Annotated in this window: 15 protein-coding genes; 12 read left to right on the forward strand and 3 right to left on the reverse strand. The window is 69.8% G+C overall.

Annotation, left to right across the window (positions count from 1 at the left end; translation table 11 throughout):
• Positions 1-118: 118 nt before the first annotated feature.
• The 5 genes from Pla133_RS15240 (at position 119) to Pla133_RS15260 (ending at position 6,341) form a co-directional block, all read left to right on the forward strand.
• Positions 119-1,324 carry a RimK family alpha-L-glutamate ligase gene (locus Pla133_RS15240; protein ID WP_145066718.1) on the forward strand — a complete coding sequence of 402 codons (1,206 nt, stop codon included), beginning with the start codon at positions 119-121 and terminating at the stop codon, positions 1,322-1,324.
• Between the two features lie 364 nt (positions 1,325-1,688).
• Positions 1,689-3,245, forward strand: a complete 1,557-nt coding sequence (locus Pla133_RS15245; protein ID WP_145066720.1) for a SulP family inorganic anion transporter — start codon at positions 1,689-1,691, stop codon at positions 3,243-3,245.
• A complete protein-coding gene (locus Pla133_RS15250; RefSeq protein ID WP_145066722.1) occupies positions 3,245-4,270 on the forward strand; it encodes an HlyD family secretion protein in 1,026 nt (341 codons plus the stop codon). Before Pla133_RS15245 ends, Pla133_RS15250 begins: the two co-directional genes overlap by 1 nt.
• A complete protein-coding gene (locus Pla133_RS15255) occupies positions 4,267-5,208 on the forward strand; it encodes an ABC transporter ATP-binding protein (RefSeq protein ID WP_419191566.1) in 942 nt (313 codons plus the stop codon). Before Pla133_RS15250 ends, Pla133_RS15255 begins: the two co-directional genes overlap by 4 nt.
• Positions 5,205-6,341 (forward strand): ABC transporter permease, encoded by a 1,137-nt coding sequence (locus tag Pla133_RS15260; RefSeq protein WP_145066725.1) that lies wholly within the window; start codon positions 5,205-5,207, stop codon positions 6,339-6,341. Before Pla133_RS15255 ends, Pla133_RS15260 begins: the two co-directional genes overlap by 4 nt.
• 416 nt (positions 6,342-6,757) lie before the next feature.
• Here Pla133_RS15260 and ltrA read toward each other — a convergent pair whose 3' ends face one another.
• Positions 6,758-7,954, reverse strand: a complete 1,197-nt coding sequence (gene ltrA / locus Pla133_RS15265; RefSeq protein ID WP_419191567.1) for a group II intron reverse transcriptase/maturase — start codon at positions 7,952-7,954, stop codon at positions 6,758-6,760.
• A 1,860-nt stretch (positions 7,955-9,814) separates the two neighbouring features.
• Here ltrA and Pla133_RS15270 point away from each other — a divergent pair.
• The 6 genes from Pla133_RS15270 (at position 9,815) to Pla133_RS15295 (ending at position 14,175) form a co-directional block, all read left to right on the forward strand.
• Positions 9,815-10,291, forward strand: a complete 477-nt coding sequence (locus Pla133_RS15270; RefSeq protein WP_145066729.1) for a hypothetical protein — start codon at positions 9,815-9,817, stop codon at positions 10,289-10,291.
• Between the two features lie 116 nt (positions 10,292-10,407).
• Positions 10,408-10,878: a hypothetical protein gene (locus tag Pla133_RS15275; RefSeq protein WP_145066731.1), complete on the forward strand. Its 471-nt coding sequence runs from the start codon at positions 10,408-10,410 to the stop codon at positions 10,876-10,878.
• A 119-nt stretch (positions 10,879-10,997) separates the two neighbouring features.
• On the forward strand, positions 10,998-11,315 hold the full coding sequence (locus Pla133_RS15280; RefSeq protein WP_145066733.1) for a PadR family transcriptional regulator: 318 nt from the start codon (positions 10,998-11,000) through the stop codon (positions 11,313-11,315).
• Entirely contained in the window at positions 11,312-11,971 is a 660-nt protein-coding gene (locus tag Pla133_RS15285; RefSeq protein ID WP_145066735.1) for a hypothetical protein, read from the forward strand. The genes Pla133_RS15280 and Pla133_RS15285 overlap by 4 nt, the downstream gene beginning before the upstream one ends.
• 73 nt (positions 11,972-12,044) lie before the next feature.
• A complete protein-coding gene (locus Pla133_RS15290) occupies positions 12,045-12,389 on the forward strand; it encodes a hydroxylase (RefSeq protein WP_145066737.1) in 345 nt (114 codons plus the stop codon).
• 31 nt (positions 12,390-12,420) lie between these two features.
• On the forward strand, positions 12,421-14,175 hold the full coding sequence (locus Pla133_RS15295; RefSeq protein WP_145066739.1) for an APC family permease: 1,755 nt from the start codon (positions 12,421-12,423) through the stop codon (positions 14,173-14,175).
• Positions 14,176-14,191: 16 nt separating this feature from the next.
• Here Pla133_RS15295 and Pla133_RS15300 read toward each other — a convergent pair whose 3' ends face one another.
• Positions 14,192-15,541, reverse strand: coding sequence for an RNA polymerase sigma factor (locus Pla133_RS15300; protein WP_145066741.1), 1,350 nt, complete (start codon positions 15,539-15,541; stop codon positions 14,192-14,194).
• 3 nt (positions 15,542-15,544) lie between these two features.
• Positions 15,545-15,910, reverse strand: coding sequence for a YciI family protein (locus Pla133_RS15305; RefSeq protein WP_145070930.1), 366 nt, complete (start codon positions 15,908-15,910; stop codon positions 15,545-15,547).
• 198 nt (positions 15,911-16,108) lie between these two features.
• On the opposite strand from Pla133_RS15305, the gene Pla133_RS15310 reads away from it, so the two are divergent.
• On the forward strand, positions 16,109-17,827 hold the full coding sequence (locus Pla133_RS15310) for a SagB/ThcOx family dehydrogenase (RefSeq protein ID WP_145066743.1): 1,719 nt from the start codon (positions 16,109-16,111) through the stop codon (positions 17,825-17,827).
• Positions 17,828-17,861: the final 34 nt, after the last annotated feature.

Consider the following 17,861-nt stretch of genomic DNA (forward strand, 5'->3'; position numbering starts at 1 on the left):
ACGCTGGTCCCCGGCGGCATCCCCGCCGCGGTCAGCGCGAAGCGCCCGAGAGCACGCGCCCTGAGGCCCGAGAGAACGCGACCTGAGAAACGGGCCCCAAAGAACAATGAACTCCACCATGAAGATCGGAATCCTCTCCTGCAGCCCCAACTGCTACAGCACGCGACGGCTGAGGGAGGCGGCCCTGTCCCGTGGACACAAGGTCACGGTGCTGAACACGCTGCGCTTCAGCATCGACCTCGACAAGGGTCGGCCCGCCCTCTACTACAAGGGCAAGAGCCTCTCGACCTACGACGCGATCATCCCGCGCATCGGCGCCTCGATCACCTACTTCGGCACCGCTGTCATTCGTCAGTTCGAGCAGATGGAGGTCTTCTGCGTCAACGGCGCAGCGGGTATCTCCAACTCCCGTGACAAGCTGCGTTCGCTGCAGATCCTGTCGCGCCACGACATCGGCATCCCGGCCACCGAGTTCGTCAAGAACCGGGCGGACGTGCTGCCGGCCATCGAGCGTGTCGGCGGCGCGCCGGTGATCATCAAGCTGCTCGAGGGCACCCAAGGGGTGGGCGTGATCCTGGCCGACAGCGAGAAGGTCGCCGAGGCGATCATCGAGACCCTGCAGAGCACGCGTCAGAACGTCCTGATCCAGAAGTTCGTCTCCGAGAGCAAGGGCAAGGACATTCGCGCCTTCGTGATCGGGGATCGCGTGGTCGCAGCCATGCGACGGGTGGCCCAGGGCAGCGAGTTCCGCAGCAACGTGCACCGCGGTGGCCGCACGGAGCTGGTCGACCTCGAACCTGCCTACGCCGAGGCCGCGGTGCGCGCGGCCCAGATCATGAACCTGCAGGTGGCCGGCGTGGACATGCTCGAGAGCAGCACAGGCCCCCAGATCATGGAGGTCAACTCCTCGCCGGGCCTCGAGGGCATCGAGGGAGCGACCAAGCTCGACATCGCCGGTGCGATCATCGACTACACCCAGGAGCACGTGCGCTTCCCCGAGCTCGACATCCGCCAGCGCCTGACCGTCAGCCGCGGCTACGGCGTCAGCGAACTGCACATCCCCGAGGGCTCGGAGTTCGTGGGTAAGACGATCGTCGCGTCGGGTCTGCGCGAGAAGGACATCGCCGTGCTGGCGCTACACCGCGGCAACACCGTCATCCCCAACCCCCGCGACAGCCGCGTGCTCGAAGGCGGCGACCGGATGATCTGCTTCGGCAAGCGCGAGTCCATGAAAGACCTGATCCCCGAGCGCCGCAAGCGCCTGCGCAAGCGCAAGACCAAGGTGCTCGACACCGAGGTCCCCACGCACCTCGGCAACGAGTGACGGCGAGCCGACGCCGCGAGGAAGCGCCGAGCCGGCCCGCGCCGACCGTGTGGCGCGCATGGGCGGCTGCTGCGCCTGCTCGCGCGGAGGGGTGCGGACCGGGCGGCGCTGAGGACGGACCCGGGAGAGGGAGCTGACCTGGCCTCCTCTCCCCCGGGCATCTCGCCCGGCGGGCCGCCGTCCGGTTGGTCGAGCCCTCCCCACCGGGCGCAGGAACGAGCTGGCACTCGAACAGATCGGCGTCACCCCTCGGCGGTGGCCATTCGTCGAGTGCCGGCGATAGTCCGCCAATCCCCCGAGGTGGTCGGTCGAGCCGCCGCTACCCTGCTGCGCCTTTTCGCCCGGCTCCCGCCCCTCGATCCCCTTGTTCGACATCCAAAGCAGTCCGGAATACCGACCCCGGACTGACCTGCTCTCCGGCCTGACCGTCGCCCTGGCCCTGGTCCCCGAGGCCGTCGCCTTCGCCTTCGTCGCCGGGGTCGAGCCGCTGGTGGGTCTCTACGCGGCCTTCATGGTCGGCCTGATCACCGCCGTCTTCGGCGGGCGGCCGGGGATGATCTCCGGCGCCACCGGCGCCCTCGCAGTGGTGCTCGTGAGCCTGGTGAGCGAGCACGGCCTGCAGTACATGCTGGCGGCGGTGCTACTGATGGGCCTGATCCAGATCCTGGCCGGTCTGCTGCGGCTCGGCAAGTTCATCCGCATGGTGCCCCATCCGGTGATGCTGGGCTTCGTCAACGGCCTGGCGATCGTGATCTTCATGGCGCAGCTGGGGCAGTTCAAGGCCCCCGACGCCGAGGGGCACCTGCAGTGGTTGAGCGGCGCGCCGCTCTACACGATGCTGGCCCTGGTCGCGGCGACCATGGCGATCACCTACTTCCTGCCCAAGCTGACCAAGGCGGTGCCTTCGTCCCTGGTCGCGATCGTCAGCATCACCCTGTTGACCGCCGGGCTCGGGCTCGATTCGCCGACCATCGTGGACTACCTTCGCACCATGAGCGGCAACCCCGAGGCGTCGCTGGCGGGCGGCCTGCCGTCATTCGCGCTGCCGCAGGTGCCCTTCAATCTGGAGACGCTGCGGATCATCCTGCCCTACGCGGTGATCCTGGCCTCGGTGGGCCTGATCGAGTCGCTGCTGACCCTGACCCTGATCGACGAGCTGACCGACACGCGCGGTCGCGGCAACCGCGAGTGCGTGGCCCAGGGCCTGGCCAACGTGACCTGCGGCTTCTTCGGTGCCATGGGCGGCTGCGCGATGATCGGGCAGAGCATGATCAACATCAACTCGGGCGGGCGCGGTCGCCTGTCGGGCATCACCGCCGCCCTGGTGCTGATCTCCTTCGTCGTGCTGGCCTCACCGCTGATCGAGTTGGTGCCGGTGGCGGCCCTCGTGGGCGTCATGTTCATGGTCGTGCTCGGCACCTTCGAGTGGTCGAGCTTCCGCGTCATGACCAAGGTCCCCAAGTCGGACGCGATCGTGATCGTGCTGGTCTCGGCCGTGACGGTCGCCACCGACCTGGCGGTGGCCGTGCTCGTCGGCGTGATCTTCTCGGCCCTGGTCTTCGCCTGGAAGCACGCCAAGGTGATCCATGTGGTGTTCGAGACGGACGCCAGCGGCCGCAAGGTCTACTCCCTGCGGGGTCCCCTGTTCTTCGGCTCCACCAAGAGCTTCCTCGAGCTCTTCGACCCGAAGGGCGACCCCGACGACGTGATCGTCGAGTTCCAACACGCGCGAGTTTCCGACCACTCGGCGATCGAAGCCATCGATACCCTGGCCGAGCGCTACCTCAGCCTCGGCAAGACCCTGCACCTGCGCCACCTGAGTCCGGAGTGTCGCAAGCTGCTGCGCAAGGCGGGCAACCTGGTGGAGGTCAACGTGATCGAAGATCCCAAGTACCACGTGGCGACGGACGCCCTGGCCTGATGACCACCGAGCCCGAGCGAACCGACCGAGCCTCATCCCGTCGCGGAGCCTCGCTGCTGTTCGGCCTCGGGGGCCTGTTGCTCGCCCTGGCCGGCTGCGGAGGCGGCGCCACGGAGGCAGGTCAGGGCGACTATTGGCAGGGCTACGTGGAAGGCGACAACGTCTTTGCCGCGTCGTCCCAGGGCGGCAGCCTGGTGCGGATCGCGGTGGAGAAGGGACAGGCGGTAAAGAGCGGCGAACTGCTGTTCGAGCTCGACCCCGAACCCCAAGCGCTGCAAGTGGAGCAGGCGCGCGAGCGAGTGGCCCAGGCCGAGGCGCGCCTGGCCGACCTCGAGCGGGGCGTGCGCCCCAGCGAGCTCGCCGCGATCGAGGCGCGCCTCGCGGGCGCGAAGTCGGCCCTGGGGCGCGCGCGCGCGGACCTCGAGCGCCGTCGCGAGCTGTTCGAATCCTCGGGCCCCGACGTCGTCTCGAAGGAGGAGATCGATCGCTTCGCCGCCGAGGTCGAGGTCGACGCCTTCAACGTCGCGAGCCTCGAGGCGGAGCTCGAAACCGCCAGGCTCGGCGGTCGCTCCGGCGCCGTCGAGGCAGCTCGACGGGAGGTCGCCACGTTGCGCATCGCCCAGCGCGAGGCCCAGTGGGCCCTGGACCAGAAACGGGTCACGGCCCCCACCGCTGCCCTGGTCCAGGACACCCTCTTCGACGTGGGCGAGGTCGTGCCCGCCGGCCGTCCGGTGGTCTCGCTGTTGCCGCCGGGCGGAGTGCTGGTGCGCTTCTTCGTGCCCCAGTCGGCCCTGCCGACCCTCGCCGCCGGCGACTCGGTGCAGGTGCGCGTGGACGGCCTCGAAGGCGAGTTCCAGGCACGGATCCGCTTCATCACCACCGAGGCCGAGTTCACCCCGCCGGTGATCTACAGCCGCGAGTCGCGCTCGAAGCTGGTGTTCATGGTCGAAGCCACTCCGGAGCCCGATGCCCTCGCGCGACTGCACCCGGGGCAGCCCCTGGAGGTCAGGCCGGGCGCGCGGTGAGCGACGGCGAAGCAGGCGCGCCCCCGCCCGTGATCGACGTGCAGGGGGTCACCAAGGCCTTCGGTGCGAAGACCGTGGTCGACCACATCGACATGTGCGTCCGCGCCGGGGAGATCTACGGCTTCCTGGGCCCCAACGGCTCGGGCAAGACGACCTTCCTGCGGATGCTCTGCGGCCTCTTGACGCCCGACGAGGGCACGGGCACCTGCCTGGGCTTCGACATCCGCCGCGAGTCCCTCTCGATCAAGCGCGAGGTCGGCTACATGACCCAGCGCTTCAGCCACTACGAGGACCTCAGCATCCGCGAGAACCTCGACTTCGTGGCGCGGCTGTACGGCATCCCGAAGCGGCGCGCGGCGGTGGATCAGACCCTGGAGCAGTTGGGGCTGGTCGAACGCCAGCGGCAGCTCGCCGGCCAGCTCTCAGGCGGTTGGAAGCAGCGCCTGGCCCTGGCGGCCTGCCTTCTGCACCAGCCCAAGCTGCTGCTGCTCGACGAGCCCACGGCCGGCGTCGACCCCAAGGCGCGGCGCGACTTCTGGGAGCAGATCCACGGGCTGGCCGCCAAGGGCCTGACGGTGATGATCACCACCCACTACATGGACGAGGCCGAGCGCTGCCACCGCCTGGCCTACATCGCCCGCGGCCGCCTGATGACGCGCGGCACCGTGGAAGAGGTGATCGAACGCGCGGCCCTGGCCACCTTCGAGGTGCGCGCCGGCAATCGCCCGGAGCTGATCGCGCGTCTGCGCTCGGCGCCGGCCATCGCCCAGGTGGTGCCCTTCGGCAACTCCCTGCACGTCAGCGGTCCGGACCGCCGGGCCATCGAAGCGGTGCTGGCGGAGCAGGTCGGCTCGGACAGCGCTTGGAAGCAGATCGACTCCAGCCTCGAGGACGTCTTCATCAGCCTGATGACCGAAGCGGAGCGAGCGCCGCGATGAACCGCGTCTTCTCGCTGACTCGGCTGTTCGCGATCGTCGCCAAGGAGTTCGTCCAGATGCGGCGCGATCGGCTGACCTTCGCGATGGTGCTCGGCATCCCGCTGATGCAGCTCGTGTTGTTCGGCTTCGCGATCAACTCCGACCCCCGCCACCTGCCCACGGCGGCGCTGATCGAGGACCACAGCGCCTTCTCCCGCGGCTTGATCGCGGCCATGGAGAACAGCGAGTACTTCGACCTGACGGAGGTGGTCGAAAGCGAGGCCCGGGCCCAGGAGCTGATCGAGCGCGGCGAGGTGCAGTTCGTGCTGCACGTGCCCCAGGGCTTCGCGCGGGACCTGCTGCGGGGCGAGCGCCCGCAGTTGCTGCTGCTCGCCGACGCCACCGACCCGGCGGCGACCAGCAACGCCCTGGCCTCCCTCGACGAGGTGCTGCGGCGCGTGCTCGGCCGCGAGCTCGACGGACCCAACGCCTGGCTGCTATCGACCCCGCCGGCCGCGGCCCTGGTGGTCCACGCCGCCTACAACCCTGAGCGCATCAGCCAGTACAACATCGTGCCCGGGCTGATGGGCGTGGTCCTGACCATGACCATGGTGCTGATCACGGGCCTGGCGATCACCCGCGAGAGCGAGCGCGGCACGATGGAGAACCTGCTCGCCACGCCAGCCCGTCCGGTGGAGATCACCCTCGGCAAGATCATCCCCTACGTCCTGATGGGCTACCTCCAGGCCGGGCTGATCCTGCTGGCGGCCAAGTTCCTGTTCGCGGTCCCGATGGTCGGCAGCATCCCCCTCCTCGCGGCGGTGACCTTGATCTTCATCGCCGCCAACCTGGCGATCGGCATCACCTTCTCGACGATCGCCCGCAACCAGCTCCAGGCGATGCAGATGGGCTTCTTCTTCTTCCTGCCCTCGATCCTGCTGTCGGGCTTCATGTTCCCCTTCCGCGGCCTGCCGGTCTGGGCCCAGTACATCGGCGAGGTGCTGCCCCTGACGCACTTCCTGCGGATCGTGCGCGGCATCCTGCTCAAGGGCAACGGCATCGAGGCGATCGCGCACGAGGTCGGGCCCATGGCCCTGTTCGCGCTCGTCGCTCTGTTGATCGGCTTGACCCGCTTCCGGCAGACCTTGGACTGAGCGCGAGCCGTCCGGCGCCGCGCGGGGTCGGCTTCACGGGTCCGTCGGCCGCAGGGCGTGGTCGAGCCGATCCGGCGTCCCAGGCGGTTGCCCTCGACCGAGTCGTAGAGGAAGTGGATCCCCAGGTCGACCCGCGAGAGGTCGCACTCCATCGCCGCCTCGGCGAAGCTGTCGAAGGAGCGCTCGGGCGGCTGAATCTCGAGCTTGCCGGAGTAGGGGCCGGCCCGATCCACCAGCGGTGTGTCCATCGTGAAAGAGTGCTGCGCGCCGAACGTGTCCTCGAGCACCGCCACGGCCGCCGCACTGGCACAGCCATTGGTAGACCTCAGGCGCGGTGGCGCGCGGGCTCCGTTTCCTGAGGTCCCCTTTCAAACCGTGCGTGCGAATTTCCCGCACACGGCTTACCGATGGTCTCTTCACGACGCATGCGTGCCTCCGGGGTAGCGAATGGTGCCGAGCAGCTTGTGGAGTCCGAAGTCATGGACGAAACGAGTATGGGGCCAGTCGGAGTGGGAGAAAGGACGACGCTTCCAGCCCTCGCGCTGGGCGAGCAGGCGCACCAGTCGGGAGGTCACGAAGCGGTCCACAGAGCCAAACTGCTTCGAGGCGTTGCCGGTGCGAAAGTAGTTGCCCCAGCCCCGCAGGACCGGGTTCAGGACCGCGATCACATCGCGTATGTCCCGCAGACCCGCCCAGCGGCGCCGATTCGTCAGCTCTCGCACGCGATCACGCACGGCGTTCATCGCTCGATGCGACGGCCAGCGGAAGAGGTAGCACCCCCCCTTGAAGACCGACTGCACCAAACGAAGATAACAGCCCAGGAAGTCAAAGCCTTCCTTCCCGATCTCAAGCTCGACCAGTTTCGTCTTCGTCGGGTGCAGCTCGAGGCGCAGGTTGGCCAGGATGCCCTGGAGCCGGCGCAGCGCCTCCGCGGCTTGGCTGCGGCGCCGGCACATCACGACGAGGTCGTCCGCATGGCGGACGAGCTGCCCCAGATGCGACCAATCGCGTTGCCACGCCTCGTCGAGTGCGTCGAGGTAGATGTTGGCGAGCAGCGGCGAAATCACACCACCCTGGGGAGTCCCCGTGGTGGCCTTGCGCACGCTGCCCTCCTCCAAGACCCCGGCTCGAAGCCACTTCCAAAGAAGCTTCAGGACCCGTCGGTCCGAGACTCGGCGAGCGATGCGATCCATCAAGACGTCTTGGTCGATCGCATCGAAGAAGCCCGCTATGTCGGCGTCGACCACCCAATGGTGGCTACGATTGCCCGCCACGCGCAGCTGTTCTTTCGCCTGCGTCGCGCTGCGCTTCGGCCGAAAGCCGTAAGAGCAAGGCTGGAAGTCCGCCTCGAAGATCGGCTCGAGGACGAGCTTCGCGGCCTGCTGCACGACACGGTCCCGCACCGTCGGAATGCCCAAGGGGCGGGTACGCCCATCAGGCTTGGGGATGTACTGCCGCCGGACCGGACTGGGGCGGTACTTCCCATCTCGTAGCTGCTGCTGGATCAAATCCAGAAACGCGGCGACGCCCGCGGCTTCGATGGAGGCGATCGTCTCGCCGTCCACTCCCGCCGCGCCGCCGTTCGCGCGCACGCGCTTCCACGCCTCCAGCAAGACCTCACCTCGCCAGATCCGGTCGTACAGGGCGTGGAAACGCCGCTCCCGGCTGCACTTGGCTGCCGCGTAGAGCTTGCGTTGCAGGCATCGGACTTTGTCAGGGGGGGTTGTTGGCCTTCACGGCATGCCCTCACCCGTTCCTGCAAACACAAGCATGACCAAAGCAGGGCCCCTTCCCTCGTCCCGACTTTCACCGGGCGTCAACAGCACTACGAGCCCCTCGGACTCCCTTCCGGCACGACACCACTTCGCATTCCGCTCATAGGCGTCGCCTGCGCTCGACGTGAGCCGCCGGTTAGGGTCTCTCCTGTTCCGTGACGAGCTGTCGCTGCGTGCTCTCCTCCGTACCCCGGGGGTGTCCTGCGCCGCTCCGGATTCTTGCGCGCAGTCTGTTGCCTTCGCCGTGACATGACCGGCTCGGCCGACCCCTCCCTTTCGGGGGCTTCTCTCTCGGGGCTGCAAGGTTCGCTTATGGCTGGGCCCGCAGCCTTGCTCCCCGCACGGCAGGCCTACGCCCACCGTCGGGCTCTCGACGCTCCGCTCAGACGGCGGGATCTCTCCCGACGCCCGGAGCCTGCTACCTGGCTCTCCGGCGACTACCAGGGCGGGACTTCCACCCGCGAGCTCGTCACGGCCTGCGAGCCAGCCCTCTCCAGTCCCCCTCCGGGGGACCGGGAGGGAGTTCGCGTCAGGACGCACCATGGGCAGAGGGTACGAGGGAAAGGCGTAGGTGTACCGATGGGTGTTGCTCCAGTCGGGCTCCGCCAGCGTGTCCGGGTTGCCGTCGTGCTCGGCCCAGCGAATCGCGGCGTAGGGTCGCCAGTGGTTGTAGGAGATCTTGTTTTCGAAGGCGTTCACGCAGGCGTCGTAGACCGCCATCTCGAGCAGGGCGAACAGGCGCGTGGCCTCCCACAGGTCGAGGTCCTCTTCCGTCACCTGCCGCCGCGCCAGGCGGTTGTGCGAGTTCTCCACGAAGTCCTTCCACCACCGGGCCAGGTGGCTCTGGTCCGCGCTGCGCGTCGCGCTCTCGAAGCGGCCGAGCTGGCTGACCTCGTCGAACGCGCGCGGGTAGGCCTCGCTGTCGATGGCCGGCGGCGGAGGACTGCGGAATCGGTCGCAGCGCTCGAGCACGAAGGGCCGCGCCCGCGCCACCCGGCTCCGAAGAAGAAGCCATCCGGCGTGCCGCTGTGCTCGTCGAACTCGGCGTAGACCCCGGCCCGATGGGATGCCGGCTGTACTCCCCCTCGCCGTTCCACCCGTCGGCGACCCGCCGGGCCAGCACGGCGGCGGCTGCAGCGCGACCGAGGGCCTCGCCGCCCATCGAACCGGCGCCGTCGCCGGCGCTCGCCAGGCCCTCCTCGAGCAGGCCGAGCAGGTCCTGGGCCCGGTCGGGGTAGTGGTCGACCGCGACCTCGAAGGCCGCCCGGGCCGCGGCGACCAGGGGGTCCGCTGGCGGCTCCTCGCCGCGGTAGGCGTAGCTCTCGTAGCGGGGCCTGATCACATTGAGGGCGTCGTGCACCGCCAGGTGCATCATCGCGGCGGCAGGCAGCCCCTTGAGGGTCAGGAAGCCGTCCTCCTGCTGCGCGATGGCGAGCAGCTGACCGTTCCACTCTCGGGCCAGGTCGGCCTGCGCCTGGGCGCCGAGCGGCGCCGGCGGCGCGTCGTTGGTCGGGGTGTGGGCGCAGGCGCCGGCCAGGGGCGCCAGCAAGACGAGCGTTGCGCGGGACTGCATCCTCTTGCCTCCTCGGTCCGGTGGCGGTGGCCGGAGTCATCGGGAAGCGGCGGCTCGCGGACGCACCACACGCCACGTACCTGTTGACTCCTGCCGGTGGGGCCCCGGGCCCGCTGATCGATCAGATGGCCGTCAGGGGACAGCAGTTGGCGCGCGACCTGACCGACGAGGACCTCGATCCCGCCTTCCTCGCGTGGAGCATGCATGCACGCATGAACACCGAGGCCCTGCCCCCGGGCCGACTGGTGCTGGAGTTCGCCTTCGAGGGCGTGCCCGAGAGCCTGAGTCGCTTCTGGCTCGTCAGCGAGGAGCGCGTGGTCGACTTGTGTATCCGGCCCCCCGGGCTCGACACGGACCTCCTGGTGCTCGCGGACCTGCGCCGCTTCGTCGGGACCTGGCGTGGCTTCCGCGACCTGCGGGCCGAGCTGAAGGCGGGGACGATCCGTCTCAGCGGACCGGTGGAGCTGCAGCGCCAGTTCCCCGCTTGGCTGCTCCGCAGCGGACTGGCGCCCTACGAGCGCAGGCGCGACGGACGGGAGCGCCGCCTGTTCGAGGCCAGCCGCCGCGACGATCGATCGGCGGCGACGCCGCCAACGGTCTGAGCGGGTATCCGGCGTCCCGCAGGGAGGCCATACTCGCGAGTGCTGGCCCGAGATCCACGGGCGCGCCGCGGTCGACGCCCTCCGAGCTCGGCCGCGGCGCCCGGACTCCCAGAACGATGCGAATCGTGTTCACGAAGCTGACGGACCAGCGCCACCGCCTCGAGCTGCGGCGCGAGGGGTACCCGTGCGAAGCCGTCGAGCTGGAGACGCGCAGCCTGCTGCTGCACGACCTGACCCACTTCGCCGTGGAGGCTCGGGCCGAGATCACAGAGGGGGTCTACGGCCGCCTGGCCGCGGGCTCCAGCCTCGCGGAGCTGGCCCAGGCCGTGGAGGCGCCCGGGCTCGCCATGGCCGAGGACCTGGTGGGGCCGATGCAGTCGCTGTTCAACGGTCGCGGCAGCCGCGAGCGCTACCTCGAACTCGGGCGGGCCCGCTACCCGCAGGTCGTGGACGAGGCGTTCGTCGACGACGTGCTCGAGTCCCTGCGCCGCCTAGTGGGTCGCTGGCGGGCGACCCCCTTCGGGGGCTCGATGGAGCTGACCTGGCCAGCGCGGGACGCCGTCTGGGGTCCGAGTCCGGACCCTTGACCGTCCTGGAGCGGCTCCGTCCCGGCACGGGGCCCGGCGGCCCCCTATACATATGATTCCGATGCATGTAGGGTGACGCCTGGTCGCGGAAGGACCCAACCCCGCCGCGGCCACCGACCATGAACCTCAAGGGCACGCTACCGCTGTTGATCCTGAAGGTGCTGCAGGGCGGTCCCCTCCACGGGTACGCCATCGCCCAGCGCATCCGGCTGCTGTCCGACGGGCTGCTCGACTTCAAGGAGGGCAGCCTCTACCCCACGCTCCACGGCCAGGAGAACCGCGGCCTGATCGAGTCCGTGGAAGAGCAGGAGCGGGGGCGCGCGCGGCGCAGCTATCGCCTGACTCCGAAGGGTCGCAAGGCCCTGACCACCGAGGCCCAGCAGTGGCAGAGCCTGGCTGCGGCCGTCGACACGATCCTGGAAGGTGGCCCCGCATGAAGACCGACCGCGGCGCCCTGCCGATCGAGCTCCGCCACTGGCTGGAGCAGGCGACCCACGGACTGAGCGACGAAGCGCGCCAACGGGTGGGCCGCGAGATCGAGGACCACTTCCGCTCGGCCCTGGAGGCCGCGTCGGCCGAGGGGCTCGATCCGTCCCTGGCGCGACGCCGAGCCCTGGACGCCCTCGGCGACCCGGCTGCCGCGGCGCGTGACTTCCGCCGGACCAACCTCACCCGCTTCCAGTCGCGGTTGCTCGAAGGCCACTGCGGGCGCCCGAGGTGGCCAGTCCTGGCACTGCATCTGGGCCTGGTGGCGCTGGGGGTCTGGCTCACCGCCGCCCTGTCGGGGCCAGAGGGACCCTCGCTGGTGGCCAAGGTCTCCGTCGTCTCGATGGCCGTCGCGGCCGCGGTGATTCACCTGGTGGCGCCCTGGCTCTTCGATCGAGGCCGGAAGGGCCTCGCCGTCCTGTCTAGCGGCCTGGCCCAGTGGCTACTGTTCGCGAGCCTCTGCGTCGGTGTGCCGCGAGGACTCGACGTCCCTCCGCAGCCCCTCGCCGCCTGGTTCTACGCTGCGGTGCTGCTCGTACTCCTCGTGCTCTACCTGCCTGCCGTGAGCAAGGCCAGGCATCTGGGGCCCGAGCAGGCCGGACCCTGACCTTACGGCTGGCCGGGTGACCGCGCCCCGGCCGGCGCGCTTCGATCCGGGGCTCGCTCGCTAGGCTGCTGCGATGCAGGTCCACTACCTGGAGATCGTGACCACGGACGTCGAGGGCGTCTGCACGCGCTTGGAGCGGGAGCACGACACCGTCCTGGGCGAGGGCGACCCGCTCCTGGGCGGAGCGAGGACCGCGCCGCTGGCAGGGGGCGGGATGGTCGGCGTCCGCGCGCCGCTCGACGGGTCCGAGCAGGCCGTGGTCAGGCCCTACTTCCTGGTCGACGACATCGAGGCCGCCGTGGCCGCCGCCCAGGCGCAGGGCGCCGAGGTGGCCCACCCGCCCCTCGAGCTCCCGGGCCGCGGTAGCTTCTCGATCCTGATCCAGGGCGGCCTGCACCACGGACTCTGGCAGCTCTGACCCCACTGGCCCGCCACCCCCAGCGACGGCCATGCGTGACATCTCCAAGTCCATTGGTCACACGCGGCTAGGCCAGCTGGCTGCGACCGCGATCTGCGGCAACGACATCACGTCGTCGTGCCTCTACGTCTCGGCGCTCGCGATCCTCTACGCGGGCAAGCTCGCCCCCGTCGCGCTGCTGCTGGTGGCGGGCGTGCTGTACCTGTACCGCTCGATCTACGCCGAGGTCGTCGGCGCCCTGCCCCTCAACGGCGGTGCGTACAACGCCCTGCTGAACACGACGAGCAAGTACCGGGCCTCCGTGGCCGCCTGCCTGACGGTGCTCTCGTACATGGCCACGGCGGTCATCTCCGCCAACGAGGCCATGCACTACGTCCACACGCTCTGGGCGGGTTTGCCGATCCTCTGGGCGACGGTCGGCCTCTTGGCCGTCTTCATGGGCCTGACGATCATCGGTATCAGCGAATCCTCGCGCGTGGCGATCGCGATCTTCGTCACCCACCTCGCGAGCCTGCTGCTGCTGCTGGCGGTCGGACTTGTCTACATCGCAGGCCACGGGCTGGAGACCTTGACACAGAATCTCGCCACGCCCTCGCCCGGCGGCTTCGCGATGGCCCTGTTCTTCGGCTTCTCCGCCGCCATGCTCGGCATCTCGGGCTTCGAGAGCTCGGCCAACTTCGTGGAGGAACAGGAGCCGGGGGTGTTCCCCAAGACCCTCCGCAACATGTGGCTGGCGGTCTCGTTCTTCAATCCGGTCATGGCGCTCCTGGCGCTGGCGCTGGTGCCGATCCCCGAGGTGGCCGAGAACCGCACCGCGCTGCTGGCCCACATGGGGCACGAGGCCGGGGGCAGTTGGCTGGCGACCCTGATCTCGCTCGACGCCGCCCTGGTCCTGAGCGGAGCCGTGCTGACCTCCTTCGTGGGCGTCAACGGCCTGGTCACGCGCATGACCCTCGATCGCTGCCTGCCCCAGTTCCTGCTCGAGACCAACCGACGCGGAACGACCCACCGCATCCTGATCGCGTTCTTCCTGCTCTCGGTCTCGGTGCTGCTGATCACCCGCGGCGAGTTGGAGGCCCTGGCGGGGGTCTACACCATCTCGTTCCTGGCGGTGATGGTGCTGTTCGGCCTCGGCAGCATGCTGCTCAAGATCAAGCGCGCCAAGCTCCCCCGCCCGACCATCGCCACCTGGCCCACGGTCATCCTGGGCGTCGGCGCGGTGCTGGCCGGCCTGGTCGGGAACATCGTGATGAACCCGCCGTACTTCTGGGTCTTCGTGCGCTACTTCGTGCCGGCTCTGCTGGTGGTCTCGATCATGCTCGGTCGCATCGCGATCCTGAAGGCGATGCTCTACATCGCACGGCAGTTGATCGTCTCGGTCACCAAGCCGATGGGCAAGCTGGTCGTGACGATCCGCGAGTGGATCGACGAGATCAACTCCCAGCAGATCGTCTTCTTCACCCACGGTGACGACATCGCGCAGCTCAACAACGCGATGCTTTACGTGCGGGCCAACGAGAACACCAACCGCATCAAGATCGTCCTGGTCGCGAAGGACGCCGAGGAGGTACCCGAGCACCTGCGCGAGGAGATCGCGCTCTTGGACCAGGCCTACCCCAAGATCGACATGGAGTTCGTGGTCAGGAAGGGCGAGTTCGGGCCCAAGTTGATCCACGAGCTGTCGGAGCTGTGGAAGGTGCCCACCAACCTGATGTTCATCGGCTCGCCCACGGGGCACTTGGAGTACAGCCTCAGGGACCTGGGCGGCGTACGCCTGATCATCTGATGGCTCGACGGGCCGCTCAGGCGGTCTCCAACTCGGCCAGGCGACGCTCGAAGTAGCGACGCTCGGGAGCCTGTCGCGCGAGAGCCAGGGCGCGGCGGTAGGCGGCGGCCGCCTCGTCCCCGCGGCCGAGGCGTCGACACAGGTCGGCGCGAGTGGCGTGGGCCGGCAGGTAGCGCTCGAGCTCGCGTCCCGCCGCGCCGGCGAACAGGGCGTCGACGAGGGCCAGGCCCACGGCCGGGCCGTCGCGCATGGCCACGGCGACAGCGCGGTTGAGCTCCACCACAGGCGAGGGCGCCACGCGCAGTAGAAGGTCGTAGAGCCCCACGATCTGGGGCCAGTCGGTGGCCTCGGCGCTCGGTGACTCGGCGTGCACGGCCGCGATCGCCGCCTGCAGGGTGTAGGCGCCGAAGTTGCGGTTGGCGAGGGCCCGCTCGACGAGGGCCACGCCCTCGGCGATCTGCCCTCGGTCCCAGAGGGCGCGGTCCTGGAACTCGAGGGTCACGAGGTCGCCCGCGACGTCGAGGCGCGCGGAACGCCGGGCGTCGTTCAGGAGCATCAGCGCGAGGAGTCCGGCGGCCTCGGTGGCGCCCGAGGAGCGGCGGGGCTCGAGGCCCAAGTCGCGCCGCGCCGCGCTCGGTGTCTCGTCGCCGCCATCGATCAGCCCGAGCACCAACCTGCCGAGGCGGATGGCCTCGGCACAAAGGTCGGCGCGCACCAGCGTTGCACCGGACGACGCGTGGTGGCCCTCGTTGAAGACCAGGTAGACCACCTGCAGGACCCCAGCCAGGCGAGCCGGCCACTCGGCCGGGCCCGGCACTTCGTAGGGGAGCTGCTCGTCGCGGATCTTCGTCTTGGCGCGGACGATGCGCTGGGCGATGGTCGACGGCGCGGTGAGGAAGGCGCTCGCGATCTCTTCCGTGGCCAGGCCGCAGACCTCGCGCAGGGTCAGTGCCACCTGCCCCTCGGGGGCGAGGGCGGGGTGGCAACAGGTGAAGACCAGGCGCAGGCGATCGTCGACCAGCTCCCCGTCGAGGGCGGCCAAGCCCGGCGCCGAGGTGGAGCGGTAGCCCTCGGCATCGCGCTCGATCCGCTCGGCGACGACCGCCAACGACGCATCCCGCCGCGCTCGCCGCCGCAGGGCATCCAGGGCGCGGAAGCGCCCCGCCGCCACGAGCCAGGCGCGCGGGTAGGCGGGGATCCCCTCGCTCGGCCAGCGTCGCAGGGCCTCCGCGAAGGCGTCGGAGAGGGCCTCCTCGGCCAGGTCGAAGTCGCCCAGACGCCGGATCAGCGTCGCCAGCACGCGGCGCGAATCGGCGCGGTAGATCGCGTCGATTCGCGCCGGAACGTCGCCCGCTGCGGCCGCCATCGCCTACTTGTGGCAGGTCGGCGAGAAGGGCCGGACCTCGATGCCCCAGCCCAGCTCCTCGCCCATGTTCGCGGCCGGGTGCAGGGCGGCGATCCGCAGGGCCTCGTTCATGTCCCGCGCCTCGATCAGGATCAGACCACCGACCTGCTCCTTGGTCTCGAGGTACGGGCCGTCGGTGATCACTGTCTTGCCGCCCCGCGGCCGCAGGCAGACCGAATCCCACTCCAGGCTCTCACCCGAGATCAGGTGACCGCTGGCGCGCAGCTCCTCGTCGTAGACCCGCGCCTGGGCGACGATCGCCTCGAACTCGGCCGGGGTGAGCTGCTCGTTCTTGGATTGGTCGCCGTAGGCCAGGACCAGGTACTTCATCGTCGTCTCCGCTCGCGTCGCTCTTTTCTCGGGCGCCCGCCCGGACAACAGGTCCGCGAGCTCACCCACGAGTCGCTCGGCGGGGTCCACGATCGACAAGTGTCTCGAGGAAATCCAGAGGGCGGGGGCGCGTGGGCGCCGCTCGGGTTCATCGGCAGCGCGGGGCGCGCGCCAAGGGCGGTAGGGTGTTGGCCAACCATGGCCCTTTGGAACAAGTGGTGGCCCCGCAAGGGCCGAGCTCCGCAGTCGAACTCGCCGGTCGCGGCACCTGCCGACGCGCCGGTACCTGGGCCGGGGGCCGAGCTGCGGATCGTGCGGGCCTACCACGAGCGGACCAAACACCACCTGCACCGCTACGCCGAGGGGCCGGCGGAGCTCGACTGGGAGAACCAGCCGGACCCCTTCCGCAGGTTCGACGGCTCCCCCACGGTCGAGCTTCCGCTGCCCCAGGAGGATCCGGGGACCGCGTACGGTCAGGCCCTGGTCGAGGGCCGCGTTGCCGCTGCGCCACTGGATCAGGCCGGCATCTCGCGCCTGCTCTACGACAGCCTGGCGATCTCGGCCTGGAAGGAGGCGGGCGAGACGCGATGGTCCCTGCGGGTCAACCCGTCAAGCGGGAACCTGCACCCGACCGAGGGCTACCTGCTCCTACCGAGTCTCGGCGTCGAGGGACTCGGCGAGAGCGCTGGTGTCTACCACTACGCGCCGCGCGAGCACCTGCTCGAACGTCGCGCGGCGTTGCCGGCCGACCTGTGGGAGGACCTGGGCTTGGCACGGGGCAGCTTCCTCGTGGCCCTGAGCTCGATCCATTGGCGCGAGGCGTGGAAGTACGGCGAACGCGCCTACCGCTATTGCCAGCACGACGTCGGGCACGCCCTCGCGGCGCTCGCCGTCGGCGCGTCGGGGCTCGGCTGGCGGGTGCGGCTGGTCCAGGGCATCGGCACGCGCGACCTCGGCCGGATGATCGGACTGCCGGACACGGACGAGGACCCCGGACCCGAGGCCGAGTACCCCGACTGCCTGGTGAGCGTCAGCCCCGACGGGTCCGAGCCCGCCTTGCCGCCATCGGTCATCGCGCGCTTCGACGGTCTCGATTGGCACGGCACTCCCAACGCCCTCTCACCGGACCACGTCGAGTGGGACGTGATCGAGGTCACGGCCAAGGCAGCCCTCCAGCCGAGTGGAGCGCCGCCCTGCGCGCCCTGGCAACGCGAGGTCAGCGGCCGTCCGCCCGTGGCCGCCACCGGCAGCCTGCGCCAGATCGTCCGCCAGCGCCGCAGCGCCCTGGCCTTCGACGGTCGCACCGGCATGTCGGCCGAGACGTTCTTCCGGATCATGGAGAGCTGCATGCCGCGCGCCGGCCGCGTGCCCTTCGCCACGCTCCCCTGGAGCCCGAGGGTCCACCTGGCCGTGTTCGTGCACCGGGTCGACGGCCTGACGCCCGGGCTCTACTGGCTACAGCGCGACCCCGCGAGTCAGGAGGCCACTCGCAGCGCGTGCCGTGAGGAGTTCCTGTGGCTCCCCGCCGAGGGCGCGCCCGAGGACCTGCCCCTCTCGCTGGTCCTCCCCATGAACCTGCGCAGCCAGGCGGCCTCGATCTCCTGCGGCCAGGCGATCGCGGCAGACGGCGCCTTCAGCCTGGGGATGATCGCCGAGTTCGACCGTTCCCTGGACGAGCACGGCGCCTGGTTCTACCCGCGCCTGTATTGGGAGGCCGGCGCCATCGGCCAGGTCCTGTACCTCGAGGCCGAGGCAGTCGGCCTGCGCTCGACCGGCATCGGCTGTTTCCTCGACGACCCCATGCACTCGATCCTGGGCCTGAAGTCGCGGTCGTTGCAGAGCCTCTACCACTTCGCCGTCGGCAAGCCCGTCGACGACGAGCGCCTGACGGACCGGCCCGCGTATCCGGCGCCTTGATCCCCCGCCGCTGTTCCGTTCCGCTGGCCGGGCT

The organism is Engelhardtia mirabilis (assembly GCF_007748095.1).
In the GTDB taxonomy this organism is placed as follows: Bacteria; Planctomycetota; UBA1135; order UBA1135.

What these genes read in the sequence shown, in the direction of transcription:
- Pla133_RS15240 (WP_145066718.1), top strand. Translation starts at nt 119, where the DNA reads ATGAAGATCGGAATCCTCTCCTGCAGCCCCAACTGCTACAGCACGCGA.
- Pla133_RS15250 (WP_145066722.1), top strand. Translation starts at nt 3,245, where the DNA reads ATGACCACCGAGCCCGAGCGAACCGACCGAGCCTCATCCCGTCGCGGA.
- Pla133_RS15260 (WP_145066725.1), top strand. Translation starts at nt 5,205, where the DNA reads ATGAACCGCGTCTTCTCGCTGACTCGGCTGTTCGCGATCGTCGCCAAG.
- Pla133_RS15270 (WP_145066729.1), top strand. Translation starts at nt 9,815, where the DNA reads ATGGCCGTCAGGGGACAGCAGTTGGCGCGCGACCTGACCGACGAGGAC.
- Pla133_RS15275 (WP_145066731.1), top strand. Translation starts at nt 10,408, where the DNA reads ATGCGAATCGTGTTCACGAAGCTGACGGACCAGCGCCACCGCCTCGAG.
- Pla133_RS15280 (WP_145066733.1), top strand. Translation starts at nt 10,998, where the DNA reads ATGAACCTCAAGGGCACGCTACCGCTGTTGATCCTGAAGGTGCTGCAG.
- Pla133_RS15285 (WP_145066735.1), top strand. Translation starts at nt 11,312, where the DNA reads ATGAAGACCGACCGCGGCGCCCTGCCGATCGAGCTCCGCCACTGGCTG.
- Pla133_RS15290 (WP_145066737.1), top strand. Translation starts at nt 12,045, where the DNA reads ATGCAGGTCCACTACCTGGAGATCGTGACCACGGACGTCGAGGGCGTC.
- Pla133_RS15295 (WP_145066739.1), top strand. Translation starts at nt 12,421, where the DNA reads ATGCGTGACATCTCCAAGTCCATTGGTCACACGCGGCTAGGCCAGCTG.
- Pla133_RS15300 (WP_145066741.1), bottom strand. Translation starts at nt 15,541, where the DNA reads ATGGCGGCCGCAGCGGGCGACGTTCCGGCGCGAATCGACGCGATCTAC.
- Pla133_RS15305 (WP_145070930.1), bottom strand. Translation starts at nt 15,910, where the DNA reads ATGAAGTACCTGGTCCTGGCCTACGGCGACCAATCCAAGAACGAGCAG.
- Pla133_RS15310 (WP_145066743.1), top strand. Translation starts at nt 16,109, where the DNA reads ATGGCCCTTTGGAACAAGTGGTGGCCCCGCAAGGGCCGAGCTCCGCAG.